Here is a 21,416-nt window from a genome sequence, read left to right as displayed (position 1 = left end):
TCTCCGATCATACAAACATATAAGCGTAGTAGTACCTGATTCAATTGAAGTTCACCTTCACGATAAGGTCGAGATATCTCCGCGGTCATGTGAGAATGGAGCGTTGCCGAAAGTCGTGCAGGTGCTGAAGCATTCCAAACAAGAAGGCAGGTGACCATTCCGGAAGAACGGGATCACAACATTCTACGAAAAGTTCTACTGATCATTCCAGGGCAGTGCCTGGCCTGCGTCGTAGGCGGCACTGGGGCAACCTCAACGCTGCGGTCGGCACCGGCCTCAATAACTCGGGGGGTGTCGCCGTCTACGGCGCGAGTCGGTGCGCTCGCAATCGTCACGTTATCGCCAAGAGGTAAACAGCTTGAACCGCGAAAGCCTGGAACGGAATCAGATTCCAGTCTATGTTGTAAGCGCCGCCTTGGCCGTGCTCGGGGGGATTCTTGCGCCTGATGCCGCGGCCAGGCTTGAGCTGTTGGTGACACCTGCAATTGCTGTCCTGATGTATGCGATGTTCCTGCAGATTCCCTTTCTCGAGCTAAAGCAGGGGTTGGGTAATAGAGCGTTCATATCTGCAGTTTTGATCGCCAATTTTGTGCTGATACCGCTTCTGGTATGGGTCTTGACGCGTGGACTGAGCGATCGTCCTGCGCTGCTCATCGGCGCTCTCCTGGTCCTGCTGACCCCATGTATTGACTACGTCGTCGTATTCACTCATCTCGGGAAAGGCGACTCGCGCCTGACCCTTGCCGCTACGCCAATCCTGCTTCTGCTTCAGCTGCTCCTTCTGCCCATCTACCTCAGCGTAATGACTGGCGGAGAATCCGGGGTCGACATCGCTGTCGCGCCGTTTGTCGAAGCATTCCTGCTGCTGATCGTGGCTCCGCTGTTGCTTGCAGTGGCTACTGCCGGGCTGGCGAAGCGATCGTCCATCGTCGAGAAATGGAATACCGGATGGGCCTGGCTCCCGGTCCCAGCCATGGCCGCCGTGCTGGTGGTCGTCATCGGTTCGCAGATCGGGGCGATCGTCAGGGAAATCGAGCAATTGGTACCGGTCATTCCGGTTTATATCGGCTTTATGGTGCTTGCCCCACTGGCAGGAGCCTTCGCGTCGCGCATGTTCAAACTGCCGGTAGCAGCGGCCCGCGCTGTGACCTTCAGCGCGTCGACGCGCAATTCTCTGGTAGTGCTGCCGCTCGCGCTCGCGTTACCCGACGATCTGCGTGGAATTGCAGCGGCGGCTGTGATCACACAAACTCTGCTCGAACTGGGCAGTGAACTGGTCTATGTCCGTGCAATTCCTGCGCTGGTCAAGTAAGGTGTACTGTCATTAATGGACACGTCCGTTTCAAGCAGCCAGCTGCCGTCTGCTGATCTTTTCGGCAAACAATGCTGGCGATAGATAGCCGAGACGCCAATGGCGCCGCTGGCGGTTTTAGAAGATCTTGATTCATTTTGTAATTGCCGATTCAGTGTCGGCCTTAGTCGCATACCTCTGGCGATGGATCAATTCGTTCTTCAAGCCTCCCAGAAGCCCTCCATGCTTGCTTTGTCCTGGCAGTTTACTGCAAGTGCTCGGCAGCGCTAATCCAGGCCTCTTACCTAGATCGTGTTTGATATGTGCGCGCTCGCTTTGGTAACTGACGTATTCTGTGTTCATCCAAGCGCGTCCGGTCGAGAAAAGAGCTGGGCGCGTTCTTCCTGCAATCTTTTGGAGATCCGATGTCGGATATTGGCAAGGACAGCGATGACGAATCAGGTCTGGACGCTTCCAACGAGCGTGATCGTGGCATTTTATGGAAGGTCTTGCTAATCAATCTGGGCCAGTGTTTGGCCGGGGTGGCTGTCGGAATATGGGCATCTTCAACTGCCGTAGTTGGCGCTGGCCTTGACAACCTGGGTGACGCTGCGGTCTATGGCGTCAGTCTATACGCGGTCGGCAGATCCAGCACAATCAAGAAGCGTGCGGCGCAACTATCTGGCTGGCTCCTCATTGGTTTCGCTTGCCTGTTGTTGGTTGAAGTTGTCCGTCGCTTTCTTGGCGGTGAGGCACCGCTGGGACCAGCCATGATGGCCATGGCTGCAACAAATGCCCTACTGAATATCTATTGCATTCGCGTGCTGAAGCAGCATCGCGGCCAGGACATCAATTTCAAGGCCTCGACTATATTCACGAATAACGATTCGCTTGTAAACGGCGCAATCGTGCTTTCGGGCGCGTTAGTAATGTGGACAAATTCGAACCTTCCTGATCTGTTGCTTGGAACAGTGGTTTCGTTCATTGCTGGGAAGGGAGGTTATGGAATCCTCTCAGAGGCAAAAGAACATCAGTCGTGATATGCGGTCTTCCATTCGAATCCTGCACGCGCAACAGAGATACATCCAGTGTGGTGTACTTAAGTTGACGGAAGGCGCCTTATGGCGGCTGGCCGTCGTACATGATCGATATCGCGGGCGGAAATGCAGTTGTTGAACCAAGTGCAAAGCAGGCACTGGTATTTTGCTAACCCGAGTTCTCTGTCTGGTCGGCGCATGAACGGCGACGCAAATCAGGGAAGCTTGGCGCGGGACTCCGGACATTCTCATCAGGCAGGTAATTCCCTTTCCCTCAGGTGATCAGATTTGTACATTACCAATCACAAAACGGCTGGGCGGCATGGCCGGTATGCGTGAGAGGCTCATCCGCAAATCCTGCTGAGGCACGCTGTACCTTATGCTTGTGCTGATAAACACAACGGCAACTTTCATCAGTTCGACGGTAATCCACTCGCCAGGGCAACGGTGACCATCGAGATATTCCCCCCCTCCCTGTGGAATGAAGCTGAAAGGGCTACGCTTCCATTGACGAAAACGCTCGGGCATGAATGTGTGCGGCTCGTCCCAAAGCCTCGGATCGTGATTCGTCCCATACAAATCGAGCAGGACCCTTTCTCCTTTCGGAAAACGATAGCCCTTCGATTCGAACTCCCGCCGCGTGCGCGCAGCCACCACCGGGAAAAACGGATAAAACCTGCGGACTTCTTCAACGAAATAATCGAGGTAGGGCGCTTCGGCAGCCAGCAAACGCTCCCGGCATTGCGGGTGCTGATGCAAAGCCATGGCTGCGAACATGATATACCAGGCGACCGCGACCGTTGGCCTTACGACGTTGATGAGTTCCACTGCCGCAGTTCGCTTGTCGAGCAATTCCCCAGACAAATCGCGATGCCATGAGATCGCATTTAGTGCGCAGTCTTCATCCACCGTTAGCCGATGATGACGCACATCTTCTACCAGACCCTCGATCCAGCGCTCAGCGCGGTTTCGCGCCCATCTTCCACACCAGTGTCTTGGACCGATCGCCGCGCCAGCATCGATCATCGCTACGAAGTCATCCGTTCTACTCCTGACTTCGGACTCAACCAGCGGGATTCCTGTCCAGGCACAGACGGCCCGGCACAAGCTTTCACACGCTTCGTCGAATAAAACCACCTGGCTGCGGCGCTCCCAATTTGCCGCGGACCTGTGCCATTGCGCGGCACTGAGCTCCGCCAGTTCCGCAATACGCTCGGCGCTCATCAAGGAGAGAAACATCCCCTTTCGGCACCGATGGGGATTACCGTCCAGTCCTTGCACGCCTCCTCGGCCAAACAGTGTTTCCTGGAGTCTCGATGGGGCAACACCGGCACGTTCGAACCTCTCATTGTCATAGAAGAGTCCGGCCAATTCTTCGCCGCGCATACAAACTGTCGATTGAAGCATCAGTCGTGAGCGGAACAGGTCGGTCCCCAGGCGCGTACAACGTTTAGTAATGAAAAGATAGCCGTCCCGGGCGAACGAAAGAGTACTGTCTGGAACACCATCTCGCGGTATCTCATGCATGAGCGTCTCCGTCAAATTGAGCCGTCTTCATACTGCCCGCGCACGTAGTTAAGCGGCGCTTGTTTCAGCACTGCTCATATCAATAGCGTCGCGCGCGGGGTATGCGCACCTGGCTTGCATTTGCCCGGTAGATTGCATATCAGGCTCCACACTAGTTCGATGCCGCGGGCGGCTTCGAACTAGTGATAGCGCCCTACCAGAACGCTAAATGGCAAAGCTTAGTGGGCGTACATTGGACTTTCCTCAACATAGATTGTTACATTTGTTGCGTTTGGAAGGATGTTCGCCAAGGAGATCGGCGTTACGCCAAGCGTATCGAACGTCCAGGTAACGCTTCGTGAGCCGTCCACGATACGGACAGTCTCGAGTCGCTTGACGTGAATCGATCTGGTCTTGCCTTCCACTATTGTGATAACGCGGTCAGGCGCTGCATTGGCGGCGTATCCGAACGGTGCTGCTCGACCAGTCTTCGCTTCTGCAACGCTCCTTGCGGGTATGCCCCCCTCACTGGCCTGCGAGTCGAGTGGAATGAACATGCATGCGAGAAGTACCGCGGATAAGAAGTTGATGTGAGTTTTCATTGAATTTTCCTGTTGAACGTTTGATTTTTCAAGCGCACTGACTCTCGACGTGGCCGATTTTGGGCCGCCATGGTCGGGAGAAAGGCACGTATGCACGCGATGCACCTGAATTGCGGGAAGCGCAAATTTCTACGGCACGGGCCAGGCCCGTGACTCGCGCAACTGCGCATCGGCTTGGTCAGATGCGGCTGCTTGATTTGTAGAGACGGATGGAGTCGTGCGGTGCTTGTGCACGATTACCCATCAAGCGCAGGCGATAGTTGCCGGCTTCGATGATCAGCGCCATTTCGGCCGAATCGGGCCGTCCAGTATTGGAGACTGGTAATTCAGCTGATTGAGACTGGCGGGATAGGAGCGCGACTGCCCTGACCATTCGATCCAGGGCGGACCGCTGCCGAGGGGCTGCAAGTCGCATGCCGACACACAAGTTGCGCTGCAACCAGCTTCGAACGGCACTTCTATCGGATTTTCAGCACCGCTTACGTCGGATACCGCTGCGGTGGCCGACGCTCCGTCGGAAATCACGCACCATCCTGCCGCCCAGCCAGTCTGTAAGGGCAGAAGCGCCAGCAATATGATCAGAAACAGGCGCTTCATGGAGTCCTTGGCTGCTTGATCACGGAAGAGGAAACTAGAGTATGGCAAATTTTATAACGCCCGCCGGGCAAAAACATGGGTCTTGAATTGTTGTAGATCTGATTATCTTTGTTCTGTCGGAGCCGGATCATCGCCCTGTTCAGACCGCTCCGCGCAACAGGCCATGCTTCCGGTGGCAGTGCGCGTCCAGGGGGCGGACTATCGGGTCTTGTCGGATACCGAAGGTGCTGCGCGGGCACCGAACAGCGCGTGCAACACGATGACCGCGGCGCCGACCGTGATCCCGATATCGGCGATGTTGAAAGCTGGCCAGTGATGCGCTCCTACATGCACATCGATCCAGTCAACCACGCCCATCCGCGCAGTTCGGTCAACGAGATTGCCAAGCGCTCCGCCGAGGATCATGGCCAGAGCGATCCTTTCCGCGGAGCCTGTTTCCGGTTTCCGGATCATCCGGACGATCAGGATCGACGCGAGTACGGCTACAACGATGAAAAGGTAGCGTTGCCATCCGCCAGCCGTGGCCAGAAGACCGAACGCCGCTCCCTGGTTGATCGCATGGACGATGTTCAGCAAGGGGAACAAGTCGATCTGCTGGCCGTAGGCCAGAAGTTCGACGATCGCGGCCTTGGTGACCAGGTCGGCAAGGGCGATCAGCCCGGCGACCGATACGGCGGCGAGCGGTGAAAAGGGTTTGGCCACTATCTGTTCCTAAACAGTTGACGGTCAGATGTTCAGCGCACGCTCGTCGACAGCGAGCGACGCTTCCCTGATTGCTTCATACAATGTCGGGTGCGCGTGGCAGATCCGGGCGATGTCCTCAGAAGAGGCCGAAAACTCGAGCGCAATTGCCGCTTCACCGATCATTTCCGACGCGAGCGAGCTGACGATATGCACGCCCAGCACAAGGTCCGACTCGGCATCGGCCAGGACCTTGACAAACCCCTGTGCGTCGCCGTGGCCGAGTGCGCGCCCGTTGGCCGAGAAAGGAAACTGTCCCGACTTGAATGCGCGTCCTTCGCGGGCCAGTTCCTGCTCCGTCTTGCCAACCCACGCGGCTTCCGGACTCGTATAGATGATGAAGGGGATGGCGGGGTAATTCACATGCCCGGATTGCCCTGCGACGATCTCGGCGACCATGATTCCCTCTTCCTCGGCCTTGTGCGCAAGCATTGGCCCGCGCACGACGTCACCGATGGCAAACAGGTTCGGCAATGTCGTCCGGCAGTGTTCATCGACCGGCACATAGCCGCGCTGGTCGAGCTCCAGGCCAATCGCCTCGATTCCCAAGCCATCCGTATTCGGCACGCGCCCGATCGCCACGATCACCTTGTCGCAAGCGAGCTCCTTGGCGGCGCCGGCACGGTCGCGATACGAAATTTGCGCTTCGTCGCCGCTGAGCGCGATACTGTCGATACTCACGCCAAGGTCGAATTTCAGCCCCTGGCCAGACATCAGCTTGAGCATTTCCTTGGACACGGCGGTGTCGCAGCCCGGCAGGAAGTCCGGCATGGCGTCGAGCAGGGTGACATCCGCACCCAGGCGCCGCCACACTGACCCCAGCTCGAGACCGATCACGCCGGCACCAACCACGCAGAGGCGTTTCGGCACCTCGCGGAAATCGAGTGCTCCAGCGTTGTCGCAGATGATCGAATTGTCGATCCGGGTGCCCGGCAGCTGGCGCGGCTTCGACCCGGTGGCGATGATCACGTTACGCGCGCTGATCTGCTGCACGGAATCCTCGGCCGAGACTTCCAGAGAATATACCCCGTCCTGCATCCCGACGAAGCGCGCCCGCGCCTTGATAAAGTCGACCTTGTTCTTCTTGAACAGGTATTCGATCCCCTTGGCCATCTTCGAGACCACCCCGTCCTTCCGGTCGATCATCTTGTCGACGTCGATCGCCGCGCCGCCGGTGGTGATACCGTGCTCGGCAGTGTGGTGCAGGACCTGTTCGTACAGGTGGCTTGACGCAAGCAATGCCTTGGATGGAATGCATCCCACGTTCAGGCAGGTTCCTCCGGGGCGCGCCTGGCCGTCGGGTGCGGCGTAAGGATTCGATTCAATGCAGGCCACGGACAAGCCGAGTTGTCCGGCGCGGATTGCGGCGATGTACCCGCCTGAACCCGCGCCAACGATGACCAGGTCGTATTGCGCTTTCATGTGATTCCTTCCAATGTCCGAGTCGTTGCGTTCACTCTACCGGATTGTTCAAATTCCCTCCGCCACATTCTCCGGCGGACGGGCGAAGCGCTGGTAAAGCGTCGGCAGCACGAACAGCGTCAGGATCGTGGCGGAGATCAGGCCGCCGATCACGACGGTGGCCAAGGGCCGCTGCACCTCGGCGCCGGCGCCGGTTGCCAATGCCATCGGGACGAAGCCCAGCGACGCGACCAGTGCCGTCATCAAGACGGGGCGCAGGCGCCGCAGCGCACCTTCGCGCACCGCTTGTGCCCACGGAAGCTGTTTCGCCAGGTCGTCGATCGAGCCCACCATTACCAGCCCGTTAAGGACAGCGACGCCGGACAGTGCGATGAATCCAACGGCCGCCGAGATCGAAAACGGCAGGCCACGCAGCCAGAGTGCGGCGATACCTCCGATCAGGGCGAGAGGCACGCCCGTAAACACGACCGCGGCCGAACGCCAAGACCCAACAGCCGAGTACAGCAACGCGATGATGAGCGCGAAACAGGCTGGTACCACGACTGCCAAACGCATCCGCGCACGCTCGAGGTTCTCGAATTGCCCGCCCCAAGTAATCCATGCACCGGCGGGCACCCGTACGTCCGCGTTGATGCTTGCGCGCGCTTCGCTGACCACGCTGGCGATGTCACGTCCGCGCACGTTGGCCTGTACCACGACGCGACGCTTGCCGTTCTCGCGACTGATCTGGTTCGGTCCCTTGGCCGTCTCCAGCGCTGCCACCGACCCCAGCGGCACGAAACTGCCGCTTGGCGTCAGCACTGGCAACTGGCGCAAGGCTTCCACATCGTTCCTGCTGGTCTCGCCCAGTTTCACCACCACGTCGAAGCGCCTGTCGCCTTCATAGATGGAACCAGCCTCCCGGCCCGCGATGGCTGCCGCCAGTGTATCGTGCACGTCCTGAGCGGATAGTCCAACCCGCGCCATGGCGTCGCGGTCTAGACGCACATCGAGCAGCGGAAGCCCCTGCACCTGCTCTACCCGGACGTCTTCCGCGCCCTCGACCGCACGCAGTTTTTCGGCAACCTGCTCGGCGGTGCGGATCATGGCCTCGAAATCGTCGCCGTAGATCTTGACCGCGATGTCGCCCCGCACGCCGGCCAGCAGTTCGTTGAAGCGCATCTGGATCGGCTGGGTCAGCTCGTAGTTCTGGCCCGGGATGCCTGCGACCGCCTTCTCGATCTTCTCCACAAGCTCGGCCTTGCTCATCCCGGGTTCCGGCCATTCCGAACGGTCTTTAACGATGACAAAGGTGTCCGTGATATTCGGCGGCATCGGGTCGGCGGCCAGTTCAGCCGTACCTGTTCGGGAGAAGACCAGCTTTACCTCGGGCAGCTTGCCGACCGCCTTCTCGACAGCGAACTGCATCGCCTGGCTTTGGTCCAGGGAGGTTCCGGGAATGCGGGCGACCTGCAGCAACACGTCTTTCTCGTCGAGGGTCGGGAGAAATTCCTGGCCCAGCGTTGTGAACAGTCCCAGCGCGCCCGCAAAACCGACGGTCGCTAATACGCCGGTCAGCTTGGGCTTCGCGAGTGCACGGTCCAGCCAAGGTGCATAGGACGTGGATACAGCCTTGACCAGTCGGTTTTCCTTTTCATTGACATGGCGCGAAAGCCACAGCGCGATCGCCGCCGGCACAAAGGTAAGAGAGAGAATGAAAGCGAATACCAGGGCCAGAATCACCGTTACCGCCATCGGTGCGAACATCCGGCCTTCCACCCCCTGGAACGTCAACAGGGGGACATAGACGAGAATGATGATCGCCTGGCCATAGACGCTTGGCCGGATCATTTCGCGCGCGGCGGCCGCAACGGTATCCAGGCGCTCCGCCTTGGTAAGAGTTTTGCCAGTCGCATGCTGGTGTTCGGCGATGCGGCGCAGCGCGTTCTCCACGATGATCACGGCGCCATCGACGATCAGGCCGAAGTCCAGCGCGCCAAGACTCATCAGGTTTGCGGAGAGCCCCGCTTCGAGCATGCCGGCGGAGGTCATCAGCATGGTGACCGGGATAACCGCGGCAGCGATCAATGCCGCGCGCAGGTTTCCAAGTAGTGCGAACAGCACCGCGATCACCAGGAGCGCGCCCTCGGTGAGGTTGGTTGCCACGGTCTTGATGGTGGCATCGACCAGGCGTGTCCGGTCGAGGACTGGCCGGATCAGCAAGTCGGGCGGCAGGGAATGCGCGATTTCCTTCAGTCGGACATCGACGGCAGCGGCAACGGTCCGGCTGTTCTCGCCAATGCGCATCACGGCGGTACCGACGACGACCTCCTGGCCGCCTTCGGACGCCGAGCCGAAACGCACCTCCTGCCCCAGGCCGACGCTAGCGACGTGCGACACCAGCACGGGCGTGCCGTTACGGGTAGTGATGACGGTCTTCGCCAGTTCTTCCGACGAGGTGATGCGCGCATCGGCCTTGACGGTGAGGGCCTCGCCGTTCTGGACGACGACGCCGGCGCCGGCGCTCGTGTTGTTGCGCTCCAGTGCCTCGCCCAGCATCGTCAGGCTGATGCCCAGGGCCGCGAGTCGTTGCGGATCCGGTGTGACCACATACTGCTTGACGTAGCCCCCGATGACGTCGACGCCCGCCAGCCCTTCGGTATTCTTGAGCTGCGGTGCGACGACCCAGTCCTGCACCGTGCGCAGGTAAGTCGCCTTTTCGGCAGCACTGCGCAGCACTTCCCCTTCCGGTGTGATATAGCTGCCGTCCGCCTGCAAGCCCGCCGACGTGCCGGCCGATGTCCCGGCTTTCGGCGCCGGCTTGGAGGCGTATTCCACCGTCCACATGTAGACGTCGCCAAGTCCGGTCGCGATCGGGCCCAGGCTGGCGGTAGCACCCGGGGGCAAGTTGCGCTCGACGGCGCGCAGCCGCTCCGCCATCTGCTGGCGTGCAAAATAGATATCCGTGCCGTCCTTGAAGACCGTCGTGACCTGTGCAAATCCATGCCTGGTCAACGAGCGCGTGGATTCCAGTCCGGGAATGCCGGCAAACGCCGTCTCGATCGGATAGGTGACCTGCCGTTCGACGTCGGCCGGCGCGAGCGCCGGTGCGACGACGTTGATCTGCACCTGCGTGTTGGTGATATCCGGTACCGCGTCGATCGGCAGGCGCGTCAGTACGAATGCGCCGAGGATCGACAGCAGGATGGTGGCGATGAGGACGTGCCACCGCCGCGCCACGGAAAAGTTGACGATGCGAGCAATCATGGTTGGGTATCCTTCAGGAGCCGTTGAACGAGGAAATCAGTCATCGTCCCCTGCCTCTCCCTTGCCATGCTCCGCCTTCAGCAGATAAGTATTGCTGACCGCAATCTGTTCCTTGCCGTCGAGGCCGGACACCACCTTGACGTAGCCGGCCGCGTTACCGCCGAGGACGACGTGCTTGATCGCGAACCCTTCTTTCTCCCGGACGAACACACTCGGCTTGTCCTCCACCGTCTGCACGGCGGTCCGTGGAATGGCCAGCTGGGTGCCGCCGGTACCGCCCTCGAGCGCGATCGATGCCCTGACCGTCTCGCCGATGCGCCAGCTTCCCTGCCCGTTCGACAGCCGTGCAATGGCGCGTACCTGGCGGGTGGCGGGATCGAGGACGCGCGATACGTGGGTGATGCGGCCTGCGCCGGTGCGGCCATCAATCGACACGTCCACCGCAGTGCCGACGGTGACGCGGGCGGCGTCGTTCGGCGACAGCGAAAGCTCGACGGCCAGTTCGTTGAGGTCGGCCACTTCGAACAGATGTGCGTCCGGCGCGACGATGTCGCCCAGGGCGATCTGCCGTGCCGTGACGTTGCCCTTGATCGGGGAGCGCAGCATCAGCCGGTTAAGCTGCCCTCCGCCCGTTCCCCCGGCGGCGGCGAGTTGTTGCTCGGCCAGGCGAAGGCGGGTGCGTGCTTCTTGCGCGGCATTGCGCGCAATTTCGAATTCCTGTCGCGAGGTGACTTTTTCGCCAAACAGACGTTCTTCGCGCGCGAACGTGGCTTGCGAGAGCTCGTACTGCCGCTTGGCGATTTCAACGTCGGCCCTGAGCTGGGCTACGTCACGGCTTTCGATTACAGCCAGCACGTCGCCCCGAGCGACCGGGTCGCCCAGGTTGCGCCGGACCTCGACAACCCGGCCGCCAACGGCGCTCGAGACGACGGCTGCATGCTTCGGGTCTGCCGCGATGACTGCAGGCGCCTCGACCGCCCCAGCGAAGGACTGTCGAACCGGCATGATCTCGATACCCGCGGCTTTGATTTGCTGGTCCGATAGCGCTACAAAATCTTCCTTGCCTTCGGCTTCGCCTTCCCTCTCCCCAGCTTCGCCCCGTTCGCCGGCTTCGCCGCTCTTCTCGGCCTTCTCGGCTTTCTCGCCCTTCTCGGCTTTCTCGGCTTTCTCGCCTGAGGCGTTCGCCGTTTTTTCACCCTGTTCGGCAGCTTCTTTAGGGGCTGTTTCTGGCTTGGGGGAGCATGCGCTCAACAGGATCATCGCGGCGCACAGGCCCGATCGGAATACCGCTTGCATGGGTCAATCCTTATAAATTGGAGAGTTGAAACCTTGGAGCCGAGCCAGACGTGCCCGGGCAGTATGGAGTGCTGCGAGCGCGTCGACCGAGCTTTCGCGGGTTTCGGCCAAAGAGCGCTCGGCCTCGATCAATTCGAGTTGCGGGAATTTTCCTTCGGCGTAGCCGATCCTCGCGATGCGCGCTGCTTCTTCTGCGGCGGCGAGCGCGGGGCCATTGGCGGCCCGTGCGGCCGCCAATGCGTCGGCCACCTCGGCTTCCGCCTGCGCGCTGGATTGCTCGAATTCCAGTGCGACGGCGCGGCGTGCGGCGGAAGCCCGATCGAATTCCGCCCGCGAGCGCGCCAGCGCGGCCGTGCCCTGATTGAACAAAGGCAGCGGGACCGACAGGCCGAGCACAGCGGCCTTGTCGGACGATTCGCCGTAACGGCGCATGCCTGCGGTCAGCGTTACGTCCGGTATCCGGTCGCGCCTGGCCGCATCGACGCGCGCTTCCGCAGCGGCCACTTCAGCCTCTGCTGTGGCGATCGCCAGGCCTTGCCCTGCCGGCGGCGTCATCTCGCTGCGTTCGATCTGCTCGAACCACGTGGACGCGATCGTGAGCGGCATCGCCGAGCCTGTCAGCCGTGCGATCGTTTTCTGGGCCAGTTCGGCGGCGCGTAGTGCTTTGCCCAGCCGAACCTCCGCATTGATCCGCAGCACGTCCGCCCTTTGCTCCTCTATCGGAGATGCTTTTCCGACGCGTACCCGTTCGCGTGCTGCATGGTGAGCACGCGCGGCCAGTTCATGAGCAGCCTTTGCGATCACGACATAGCGCTCGCTGGCAGCAAGGGTTACGAACGCCTCGGTAATCAGAAATGTCAGCTCCGCTTCCGCGGAGCGCGCCCCAATACCCGCGGCGACCCGTTCAGCCTGTGCCACGCGCATCCTCGCGCCGCGCTTACCACCGAGCTCCAGCGGCATCGACAGCGCAACCGTCTTTTCTCCTCCACCGAAACCGGAGTAGCGTCCCGATCCCCAGACATTTTCGGCCTCAAGGGACAGTGTCGGGTTCGGCCGGAGTCCGGACTGCCGCACGTTGGCATCTGCGACGCGCAAGCTTGCTTCAGCGCCCTGCAATTGCGGTGCCTGGAGTCTAGCCCGTGCGACCGCCTCGGCAAGCGTCAGTGGAGTGCCCTCAGCAAAGGCAGAGCCTGCAGCCATACACATGACCAGCAGGGCCGTGGCGACGGAAGCGTTCATCTTGATGCGCATGATTGGATTTTTGCTTGACGGATTAATAAATGAGCTTTATAAACCTTAAACCCACTTTAATGTCAAGCACATGTCACGCACATTTACGATAGGACAGCTGTCCGCTGCGGCGCAGATGCCCCCAGCGACGATTCGCTATTACGAGAAAATTGGGTTGCTCGACTCTCCATCCCGCTCCGGCAGCAACTACCGGCTGTACGGGAGCGAGGATGTAGCCCGCCTGAGCTTTGTTCGCCGTGCGCGGGAGATTGGGTTCACGGTCGATCAGGTTCGAAGCCTGTTGGCCTTCTCCGACCAGCGAGACGGCGACTGCTGCGCCGTGACAGCGCTGACAGAACAACACCTTGCCGAGGTCGAGCAAAAGATCAGAGACCTCAACTTATTGAAAGAACATCTTTCCCGTCTGCTGGTTTCATGCCGGGGCGGTCGATTTGCCGATTGCCGGATCATCGATGCCCTCACGCCGCCGGGAGAAGCCGGGTAGCTCACTCAGCCTGGCGCCGATCGCAGGCCGCTGAACACACTTGACCTTGAAGCTGGTTGAAGGTTTATCCTCCGATAATCAGTCACCATAGGTTCATTGTCATGACACAAGATCAAACCACAGCGGCAACCCGCCTTGAAACCGAACTGTTCGTTTCTAAAATGGACTGTCCGTCCGAGGAAAACCTGATCAGGATGGCTTTGGGCAAAGTCGACGACGTCGATCACATCGCCTTCGACCTCAATACCCGCACTGTCACTGTGCTGCACCATGGGAACGCAGATGCCATTGTCGAGGCGCTGCAATCCTTGCGACTCGGCGTCGAACTTCGCGGATCGCGCCCGGCCAAGCCAGCCAGCCAGCGTACGATCAGCACACTTGGAATTCCGAAGATGGACTGCCCATCCGAGGAAAACATGATCCGCATGGCACTCGCTGATGTCGATGGCATCCAATCGCTCAACTTCGATCTCCCCCAGCGGCAGCTCCACGTCTCGCACACGGCAGACGTCAATCCCATATTGGCGAAGCTCGCCCCGCTAAACTTCGGCACCCATTTGATTGGATCCCGACCTGACTTGTCTCAAGCGGCCCCTGATAGCGACAAGGCCGGTGACGCATCGGAGGCAAAGACGCTTCGACTGCTGCTCGCCATCAATGCCGTGATGTTCGTGGTCGAGCTGGTGTGGGGATTGATTGCACAATCAGCCGGGTTGGTGGCTGATTCGCTGGACATGTTCGCCGACGCTGCCGTCTACGGTCTGGCCTTGTACGCGGTTGGCCGTGCGGCTGCGCTGAAGACCCGTGCAGCCCACGTGGCTGGATGGTTGCAGCTCGTATTGGCCCTGGGCGCCCTGAGTGAAGTGGTTCGCCGCGCCTTCTTCGGCAGCGAACCCGAATCGGCGTTGATGATGGGTGTCGGCGCTGTGGCCCTCGTTGCGAACGTTGCCTGCCTAGTGTTGATCGCCAAGAAGCGCGATCGCGGAGCCCATATGAAGGCAAGCTATATCTTCTCTGCGAACGACGTCATCGCAAACCTCGGCGTGATCGCGGCCGGGGCACTTGTCATCTGGACCGGTTCGCCTTATCCGGATCTGATCGTTGGCACTGTAATTGCCGTCATCGTTCTTACTGGCGCGCGTCGGATTCTCAAGCTGAAGTGACATTGCTGCCGATGGCCTGTCCCTTGCCTTCACAAAGGGCGGCGCGGCAGTCTGGAGAAAGAACTTCGTCCGCTACATCATCTGCTCACGGTAGCTGCACTAGTACGGTGAGGCATGGGCTGTGACGATTGCCACTGCTGGATTTAGAAGTGCCAACCATTGAGCCTACTGTGCAGTACTGAGTGATTACGCCTGGAAAGCACGTCCGCGGCCATAAGCACCGTTTTCAGGCGTTATCAAACAAGCAGGTCTTGCTTCGAACCAGTGACATAATTCCCACAATGTCAAAACTGGGCTTAGCGCATCTGATTGTGTTCTCGACAAGGCCCTGCTGTCGCCCGGTGGGAGCCAGGCAATTAGCTCTAGAGTGATAACACCAATTATCATTTAAAGAGGAGGAGAAATACCTGAGCCCCGGATTAGAGGCAACGTCTGCCTAGGGTCGGGAGCAGACAGCCCAGGTAGGTCTGCTGCCGGGTCGACAGTAGACGTGTAGCGACGGCCAACTTGCTTGAAAAAGCTAGGGCATCGATCTTGAACTTATTCTGCAAGTTATGATTTCACTGCTGAGCGCACGAACTCTACAAATGCGCGCACTCGCGCCGATAGGTGACGATTCTGGGGATCGTGAGCTCCGACGACAGTTTTCACGTCCTTCAGGTAGAGCGTTCCGTGCTTGAAGGCAGATGCAATGACCGTGAAATCAAGCTCACCGAACAGCGAGGGAAGATGACGTTGACGGTCAATGGGGAAGCGCGCGACATCAGTGGCAGCACGTTTGGCAAAAGCTACCTGGCAGGTAGTTTTATCGGGCGCTTTACGATCGCTTGTCGCAGAGACAGTAAGGGATTCTCGCTTAATTTCTTCGGCGTGGAGGTGCCAAGAGACGGCTTGCCGGTAACTGTGGCTGGGTCGTTCAATTACGACGCGTCCCAGGCTGTCATAACGGGCTCAGCTATTACTCGAAACGAAGTTGACCTCTACCAGTTCAATGCGAGGCGAAACCAACTTTGGCTTCCGTAGTTTCGCCTGGTAGCGCACGCTGATCTGCCCCGTAGCACGCTCACTCCTTTCCCTGTAGCGTGCCGCGGTATCCCTTTTGCTGCACTCTACATTCTCCGGTTCGGCTAGGCCACAGGGTTCGCGGTTTGTTCAGTTGCTGCGGCGACAACAGCCTCGATCGCATCCGCGGCCTCTACGAGATCCACTGTTTTTAGATATAGCGAAACGGCAGTCTTGAGATCATCCTGCGTTTCCCACTTGAGGGTTCCAGCTGGAGTCTCGCCCTTCCCCTCCACCAAGCAAGACAGCAACAGGGCTACTTTCGCCCTGCCCTGCGCATTCTTCCTGACCTTCTCCCAAGCCGCGTAGGGCTTTTCGCCATCTGCCGGCTTGCCGAACATGGCAACTTCGAAGTTGGGCAGCGACGCAATAACCACGGCACCGTTTGGAGCTTCCGCGGCAATGTCCTTGATCTGCTGGTTCGCAGCCCAGGCTGGGTTCTTTGCTTCACCCTTCTTGGTGGTGATCGTCGGGGTATCGGCATCGTGAAGTACGGCATACGGATTTCCGAACTGATTCAGGATCTTGCACAATGCGACGATCGTGTACTTGCCGCGGGCGCGAACAACGTGCACGTCTTTGAATCGGTCCTTCTCGGCTTGAATAATTTCTCTGAATGCTGAATGTTCGGTATCGCCTTCGACGACAATTGTACGGCCGCCAAAAAAGAATTCGGCGACATGGGGATCGTACATGTTGAGCAATTTGAGTTCTTCCTTTTCGTCGGGACTTAACTTTGCCTTTGTTGGACGATAGATCGTAGTTCCGGTTACGTTGCCTCCTGTTCCACGTTCTACTCGCACAATCGATGTGTTGTCACGAGAGAGATCGATGAAAACGGGCGAGTGGGTGGTAACCATCACCTGCCACTTTTTCGTCGATGGCAGGGAGTACAAGACGTTGCAAGCATCGCGAACCGCGTTAGGATGCAGGCACATTTCTGGCTCGTCCAGCAAAAGCAAGTGCGGCCGTTCAGACGCCGCAACGTCCTTTTTGGTTGGCAGCCTTTTATGCTCAGCAAGAATGCGTAGTGCTGTCCAAAGCAGCGTTCGACGTGCGCCGCTTCCCTGCCGTTCAAGCGACGACTGGTAGCCGTCATTGGGCCCCATACGAAGAGATGGCGCAATTTTGAACAAGGAGATCGTTTTTTCGACGTCATCCTCCGCCTTAGCGTCCAGAGCGATCGCATAGCCAGGGAATACCTCAGCCAGCGATTCATTCAGGCTCTTCCTGACGTCGTCAATCGCAGTTGCGGCATCTTCGGCTACCTCCTTCCGCAAGGTCTTCACGGAATCCAGGAGTTTTTCATAAGAGCTCTTTTCTTGACCCTCTTCGCTCTTTGAGCCCGTGACCTCCTTCACCTTCTGCTTGATGGCCTCCTCGAGCAGACCGACGATTGCCGCAGCTTGTGTTGCCGGATTATCGAACGCTTCAATTCGATGTGGCTCCGGCCGATTGACTTGGGCCACACCGGCAGCTCCCCATGGCCCGTGCTCGTCATCCCAGCAATCTTTTTCAACGTTGAAACCAACCTTTTTCGGCGCACCAGGTTTCCTCCACGTCCAGCGTTCTCGCACGTGACGCTCGCCGGACGGCTTTTCGTTGATCCAATGTGCAGCAGGCGGCTTGCTTTCCGCGTACAGAACCGTTTCCAGCTCGATGCTGGGCACTACACCAGAGTCCGCATCAGGCAGGACACCATTCGGAAAATCGTCGAGCTCCAGATGTCCTTGGTTCCCACTTTGCATCACTACCTCGTAACCTCTGAGGATGGAGCTTTTCCCTGCGTTGTTTGGTCCCACCAAGACGACGATTTCGTCCAGTTCGATCGTTACAGGAGTCTGTCCGATGCATCGGAAGTTCGATATCGTCAGTTTGTGAATGCGCGCTCGTGGCGCAGTTTCTTGTTCAACGTTTGCCGTTTTTTTTGCCGTCGCCATGCTTGCTTCCCCAGTATGTTGTTGTCGTTCTCTGCTGCCGATAACGCCGTGTAATCGTGCAGTTGATAACTATACATAATGGAAATTTACGAACAAGCAACTTTTTGTAACGTAAGCGTGAACCGGTGCCGATGATTCGTTAAATCGAATGCATCGCGCATAACGACCATTTCGTAGGAACTACTGCCGCATCACATCAGTCGTACGATGCAGTAAGTGAACCGCGTTGTAGCGCACAGCAGATTCGGCCCGACTGAATGCAGATTTCGGGACGGCATGGCATGGCGTGGGCTGCGCTACACCCCCAAGTCTTCCGGACATGTCATCAGGCTTGGTCGTCCTTTCTATGGACCAGGTAGTACATTAATGGAAGTAACAGCAGCAGGGTCGGCGCGATGGACGACAGGAAGCCGCCGATGACGACCGTCGCAAGGGCCCGCTGCGTATCCGCACCGGTAGCAATTGCCATCGGCACGAAGCCGAGCGATGCGACGAGTGCAGTCACGAGAACCGGGCCGAACCTCGTCAGCGCGTCGTCGTGCACTGCGTCTAGAAGCGGCTTCCCAGCTTCGCGCAGGCATCTGATGAACCCGATCATGACGAGCCCGTTCAGCACGGCCACGCCAGAGACCGCAATGAAGCCAACTGCTGCCGGGATCGACATGGGAACGCCACGCATCCACAGAGCGAAAACGGTATGCCGGTAAACAACAGCAGGCCGTCCTTGCGTTACTAAACATGACGAACAGGAGTGCGAACACCCGCAGCAGCGAAGCCGGCATAGCTAACTGCAGCCGCTTGGCCGCCCTCTGCAGATTTTCGAACTGACCGCCCCACGTCGTCCACTAACCCGTCGGTACCTTGACCTCTGCCGATCGAGATCACATCGGAACTCCAGGCATGTACAAAGCAGGACTACTGCCCCTGGATGCAAACAGCATAGTAAATATTAGCGAGTCGCTTTACGAACGGCCGCCAATTCGAACGCTACAGCTATAGCAAGCGCCTGTTGTCGCTGAATGGCAAGTTTGAAGCGCAGCTGTGCGAGCGGGGCTCGTTAAGCCAAACTAGTCTTCAGTTTCCAACATCTCTAAATCGTGGCATACTGGTTACATGCTACCGAGCTCAAAAAATGAAATTCTCGACGCAACACAAATCGATGCGACGAAAGAGGAAATCTTTCAAGACACCGAGTGGTGGACTGCCGATGACATCAATAGCTTTCAACGAAATACGACGAGTGCAAAAAAGGTTGTAGAGGAATGGAAGCAAACTGGCTGCGTATATAGCGTCTCCTATAAAGGCAACGAGTTCTTCGCTAGGTATCAATTTGATTCAATGTACAAGCCGCGGCCAGTCATTAAAGCCGTATTAGATGCTTACGGAGCGTGTACGGACACGTGGTCTATAGCCGCGTGGTTTCACTTCCGTAATGGCTGGATATCAAACGACGACACAATTAGGCCTTCACCTGTAGCCCCCAAAGACGCTCTAGATCAACGTGAAGCAATTATCAATGCTGCGCGTAATCGCCAAGGAACATATGTCGCCTGACTGCGGCGCTAAATAATACAGATACGACTTGCCCTGTCGATTGACACTGCATCCAATCCATCGTTAAAAGTTGATCTGCGCAAATAGTTCAAAAGAGCAACCAATTTGGTCCCTAGCATCACCCTACAATATCTCCTCACGAGGAGCGGAACGAGTATCCTCAACACTTTGAATGGCCGAAGCTTCTAGTTTTGCTGAACGCCCGTGGCGTTTGTACCATTCTACGAATTCTTCACATCTGATCAATGTACGTCCAGCAATCGTTAAGACTCTGCCGCGATAGAGGCCGCTTATGGTCAAAGCCCTTATAAAGGGCCAACTGAATCCGGACATGCGCGATGCCTCATTGAGGCTAATCCAATGGCCTCCTCGTTCGCTGTACACGTGATGCCGATCTGAACTGCGAGTGTGCATCGATATAAATTTGAATGACATCATTGATTATGATTCGCGGGTGCTTCTGTCACCGTTACAATGACCCTTTCCTGCGCAACAACTCCTCACAAGTCTGCAACGTCATTCCGCAATCAGGTTGAGTCTTGATCAACCGTGGAAAAAATGGCTTAAATAGCCAGGGGCGATCGTCAATTGCGACCCAATTATCAGTCGCCCGTGCGTTCTCTCGCAACCAAACTTCAATTTCCGCTTGGCGAGGGTAAAGTCCAAGTCTTACGGGCATCTCGACATAGCGAGAATCGGGGGTAATTCCGACGATGTACTTCCTCACATCCGTGCTGAAAAGTAGGACAAGCTCATCAAAAGGCCGTCTGTGCCTCCAGGACGATGATATAACCACTTCAAAATCAGCTGATTGGCGTAAGATCGCCTCCAACAGCGGAGCTTGACTGAAATAGCTCGACGGATTACATCCGTCAGGATGCAAAACGCCATCGAAATCAAGGAATATCAGCATTTGGGAAAGCGCGACTCCATGTACTTCCCCACGCGAAACAAGCCTCGAGCCGTCAAACTCTTCCGCAAAACGGTAGAATCTTCGCGATATTACGAACATCGGGCAAGGCCCGATGATGATCACCGATATGTTCGTACCCTATAATCCGCAAGGCCCCAATCATACCCACCTGCTTGATCTTTCGTTCTTTCGCAAATCTCGCCTTGAGATTCACATGAGCCAAAAGCCGAAGTGGATTACCAACAGCATGGCGTGAGCAGTCGAGAGCGATCTGTTTGCGGTCATATTCACCCCAACTTCCCCAGCGGCTGTTAACTGTGCCATATACCCTAGCGAACTCTTCGAGCCTTTTTATGGCCAAAGCCCATGGCAGCGCTTCATCCACATTTTCTTGACTTACCCCAGTCAGCCTTTTACAAAATGGACTCAATTGAGGGGTCGCAATGGGTTTAACAAAAAACTGACGCTCTGCTAAGATCTTTCCTGACTCGTTCACCCATGCTGCACCCACTTCGATGATTTCCATTTGCTCCAGTAAGAAAGTAGCCTCGAAGCACGTGGCTTCGACATCGATGATTAGAAGTGGTGCACCTGTTTCACTCATCAATCTAATCCTTGCAATCAGACATCTCTATTGGCTCGCATGCGCTTCCGAAACCGGCGTAGCTGCGTAATAAGTCTAGCGGCCCACTGCAGCAAATAAAAGTACGTAAAGCAAATGAAACGGCTTATACATATTTACGGCAACACCTCTCAATTGGCTGAGCTATTGGGATGTGGAGTTGCACGCCAAACGATCTCAGTTGTAACTCTGTCAGTTCGAAGATTCCCTTGCAAATTGTTCGGAATCACTCTCCCCCCGCTCACGACGCAAAAATGATTGACAGCCCCAGCGCTGTCCGTAGTGCGAAAAATCTCGCCTATATCTTCAATCACGTACGATTCGCCATCGGAGTGTTGACTTTGACAACTCATGGTTGCGCTAGAATCTTCGAATGCCTTGAAAAGCTCCAATGCGTCCATCAAACTGGTACACATAAACCGCCGCCGATACGACTCACGCGTTGCCTGCTGCTCAAGAAGAATTTGTATATGAAGGACCCGCATATTAATCGGTACCTCGACAACAGGAAATCGCAATAGTCCCGGCTGGCCCAAGAATTTTCGGAAAACGTCTCTCTCAGACGTATGCTCCCATGTTTCATCAACGTGGAACCGGCGTTTGTCAACGTAGTTGTCGCGTCATCTCAAGCTGCGCGTTTTAATGCTTCTGGCCGAATCCGTTCCGGATTCAACCAGACCTGATCGTCC

The 21,416-nt window shown here is 57.5% G+C and carries 16 protein-coding genes and 1 pseudogene; 5 read left to right on the top strand and 12 right to left on the bottom strand.

The window, feature by feature from the left end:
- The first annotated feature begins 358 nt into the window (after window positions 1–358).
- Together BM031_RS23085 and BM031_RS23080 are read left to right on the top strand one after the other, a co-directional pair.
- Window positions 359–1,312 (top strand): arsenic resistance protein, encoded by a 954-nt coding sequence (locus tag BM031_RS23085; RefSeq protein ID WP_091877003.1) that lies wholly within the window; start codon window positions 359–361, stop codon window positions 1,310–1,312.
- A gap of 404 nt (window positions 1,313–1,716) precedes the next feature.
- Window positions 1,717–2,331, top strand: coding sequence for a cation efflux transmembrane domain-containing protein (locus BM031_RS23080; RefSeq protein ID WP_091877001.1), 615 nt, complete (start codon window positions 1,717–1,719; stop codon window positions 2,329–2,331).
- 279 nt (window positions 2,332–2,610) lie between these two features.
- Here BM031_RS23080 and BM031_RS23075 read toward each other — a convergent pair whose 3' ends face one another.
- The 8 genes from BM031_RS23075 to BM031_RS23045 all read right to left on the bottom strand — a co-directional run bounded on the left by BM031_RS23075 (window position 2,611) and on the right by BM031_RS23045 (window position 12,989).
- Window positions 2,611–3,855 carry a cytochrome P450 gene (locus BM031_RS23075; RefSeq protein ID WP_091876999.1) on the bottom strand — a complete coding sequence of 415 codons (1,245 nt, stop codon included), beginning with the start codon at window positions 3,853–3,855 and terminating at the stop codon, window positions 2,611–2,613.
- A gap of 218 nt (window positions 3,856–4,073) precedes the next feature.
- Window positions 4,074–4,436, bottom strand: a complete 363-nt coding sequence (locus BM031_RS23070; RefSeq protein ID WP_091876996.1) for a CzcE family metal-binding protein — start codon at window positions 4,434–4,436, stop codon at window positions 4,074–4,076.
- 276 nt (window positions 4,437–4,712) lie between these two features.
- Complete coding sequence (locus BM031_RS25320) at window positions 4,713–5,033, bottom strand: hypothetical protein (protein WP_143084688.1); 321 nt, start codon at window positions 5,031–5,033, stop codon at window positions 4,713–4,715.
- Between the two features lie 198 nt (window positions 5,034–5,231).
- Entirely contained in the window at window positions 5,232–5,735 is a 504-nt protein-coding gene (gene lspA / locus BM031_RS23065; protein WP_091876994.1) for a signal peptidase II, read from the bottom strand.
- A gap of 24 nt (window positions 5,736–5,759) precedes the next feature.
- The gene (gene lpdA / locus BM031_RS23060; protein ID WP_091876993.1) at window positions 5,760–7,196 is read right to left on the bottom strand and encodes a dihydrolipoyl dehydrogenase; all 1,437 of its coding nucleotides are present in this window, start codon (window positions 7,194–7,196) and stop codon (window positions 5,760–5,762) included.
- A 48-nt stretch (window positions 7,197–7,244) separates the two neighbouring features.
- Complete coding sequence (locus tag BM031_RS23055; protein ID WP_091876991.1) at window positions 7,245–10,442, bottom strand: efflux RND transporter permease subunit; 3,198 nt, start codon at window positions 10,440–10,442, stop codon at window positions 7,245–7,247.
- Window positions 10,443–10,478: 36 nt separating this feature from the next.
- The gene (locus BM031_RS23050; protein WP_091876989.1) at window positions 10,479–11,738 is read right to left on the bottom strand and encodes an efflux RND transporter periplasmic adaptor subunit; all 1,260 of its coding nucleotides are present in this window, start codon (window positions 11,736–11,738) and stop codon (window positions 10,479–10,481) included.
- A 3-nt stretch (window positions 11,739–11,741) separates the two neighbouring features.
- On the bottom strand, window positions 11,742–12,989 hold the full coding sequence (locus tag BM031_RS23045; protein ID WP_218147635.1) for a TolC family protein: 1,248 nt from the start codon (window positions 12,987–12,989) through the stop codon (window positions 11,742–11,744).
- Between the two features lie 70 nt (window positions 12,990–13,059).
- On the opposite strand from BM031_RS23045, the gene BM031_RS23040 reads away from it, so the two are divergent.
- The 3 genes from BM031_RS23040 to BM031_RS25720 all read left to right on the top strand — a co-directional run bounded on the left by BM031_RS23040 (window position 13,060) and on the right by BM031_RS25720 (window position 15,659).
- A complete protein-coding gene (locus BM031_RS23040) occupies window positions 13,060–13,473 on the top strand; it encodes a MerR family transcriptional regulator (RefSeq protein WP_091876987.1) in 414 nt (137 codons plus the stop codon).
- Window positions 13,474–13,574: 101 nt separating this feature from the next.
- Window positions 13,575–14,636, top strand: a complete 1,062-nt coding sequence (locus BM031_RS23035; protein WP_091877039.1) for a cation efflux transmembrane domain-containing protein — start codon at window positions 13,575–13,577, stop codon at window positions 14,634–14,636.
- Window positions 14,637–15,263: 627 nt separating this feature from the next.
- Complete coding sequence (locus BM031_RS25720; protein WP_177207878.1) at window positions 15,264–15,659, top strand: hypothetical protein; 396 nt, start codon at window positions 15,264–15,266, stop codon at window positions 15,657–15,659.
- Window positions 15,660–15,763: 104 nt separating this feature from the next.
- Here the strand turns inward: BM031_RS25720 and BM031_RS23025 are convergent, their stop codons facing one another.
- The 4 genes and pseudogenes from BM031_RS23025 to BM031_RS23015 form a co-directional block, all read right to left on the bottom strand.
- The gene (locus BM031_RS23025) at window positions 15,764–17,638 is read right to left on the bottom strand and encodes an ATP-dependent nuclease (protein ID WP_091876983.1); all 1,875 of its coding nucleotides are present in this window, start codon (window positions 17,636–17,638) and stop codon (window positions 15,764–15,766) included.
- 325 nt (window positions 17,639–17,963) lie between these two features.
- A pseudogene (locus tag BM031_RS23020) lies at window positions 17,964–18,507 on the bottom strand (efflux RND transporter permease subunit); the annotation flags it as partial.
- A gap of 1,154 nt (window positions 18,508–19,661) precedes the next feature.
- Window positions 19,662–20,105, bottom strand: coding sequence for an HAD domain-containing protein (locus BM031_RS26405; RefSeq protein ID WP_177207877.1), 444 nt, complete (start codon window positions 20,103–20,105; stop codon window positions 19,662–19,664).
- 52 nt (window positions 20,106–20,157) lie between these two features.
- Complete coding sequence (locus BM031_RS23015) at window positions 20,158–20,709, bottom strand: 3'-5' exonuclease (RefSeq protein WP_091876980.1); 552 nt, start codon at window positions 20,707–20,709, stop codon at window positions 20,158–20,160.
- Window positions 20,710–21,416 lie beyond the last annotated feature (707 nt).

The sequence above is a fragment of the Massilia yuzhufengensis genome (genome assembly GCF_900112225.1).
GTDB lineage: Bacteria > Pseudomonadota > Gammaproteobacteria > Burkholderiales > Burkholderiaceae_D > Telluria > Telluria yuzhufengensis.
Note: the sequence above shows the minus strand (reverse complement) of the source record. Positions and strands in the feature narration are given on the sequence as shown.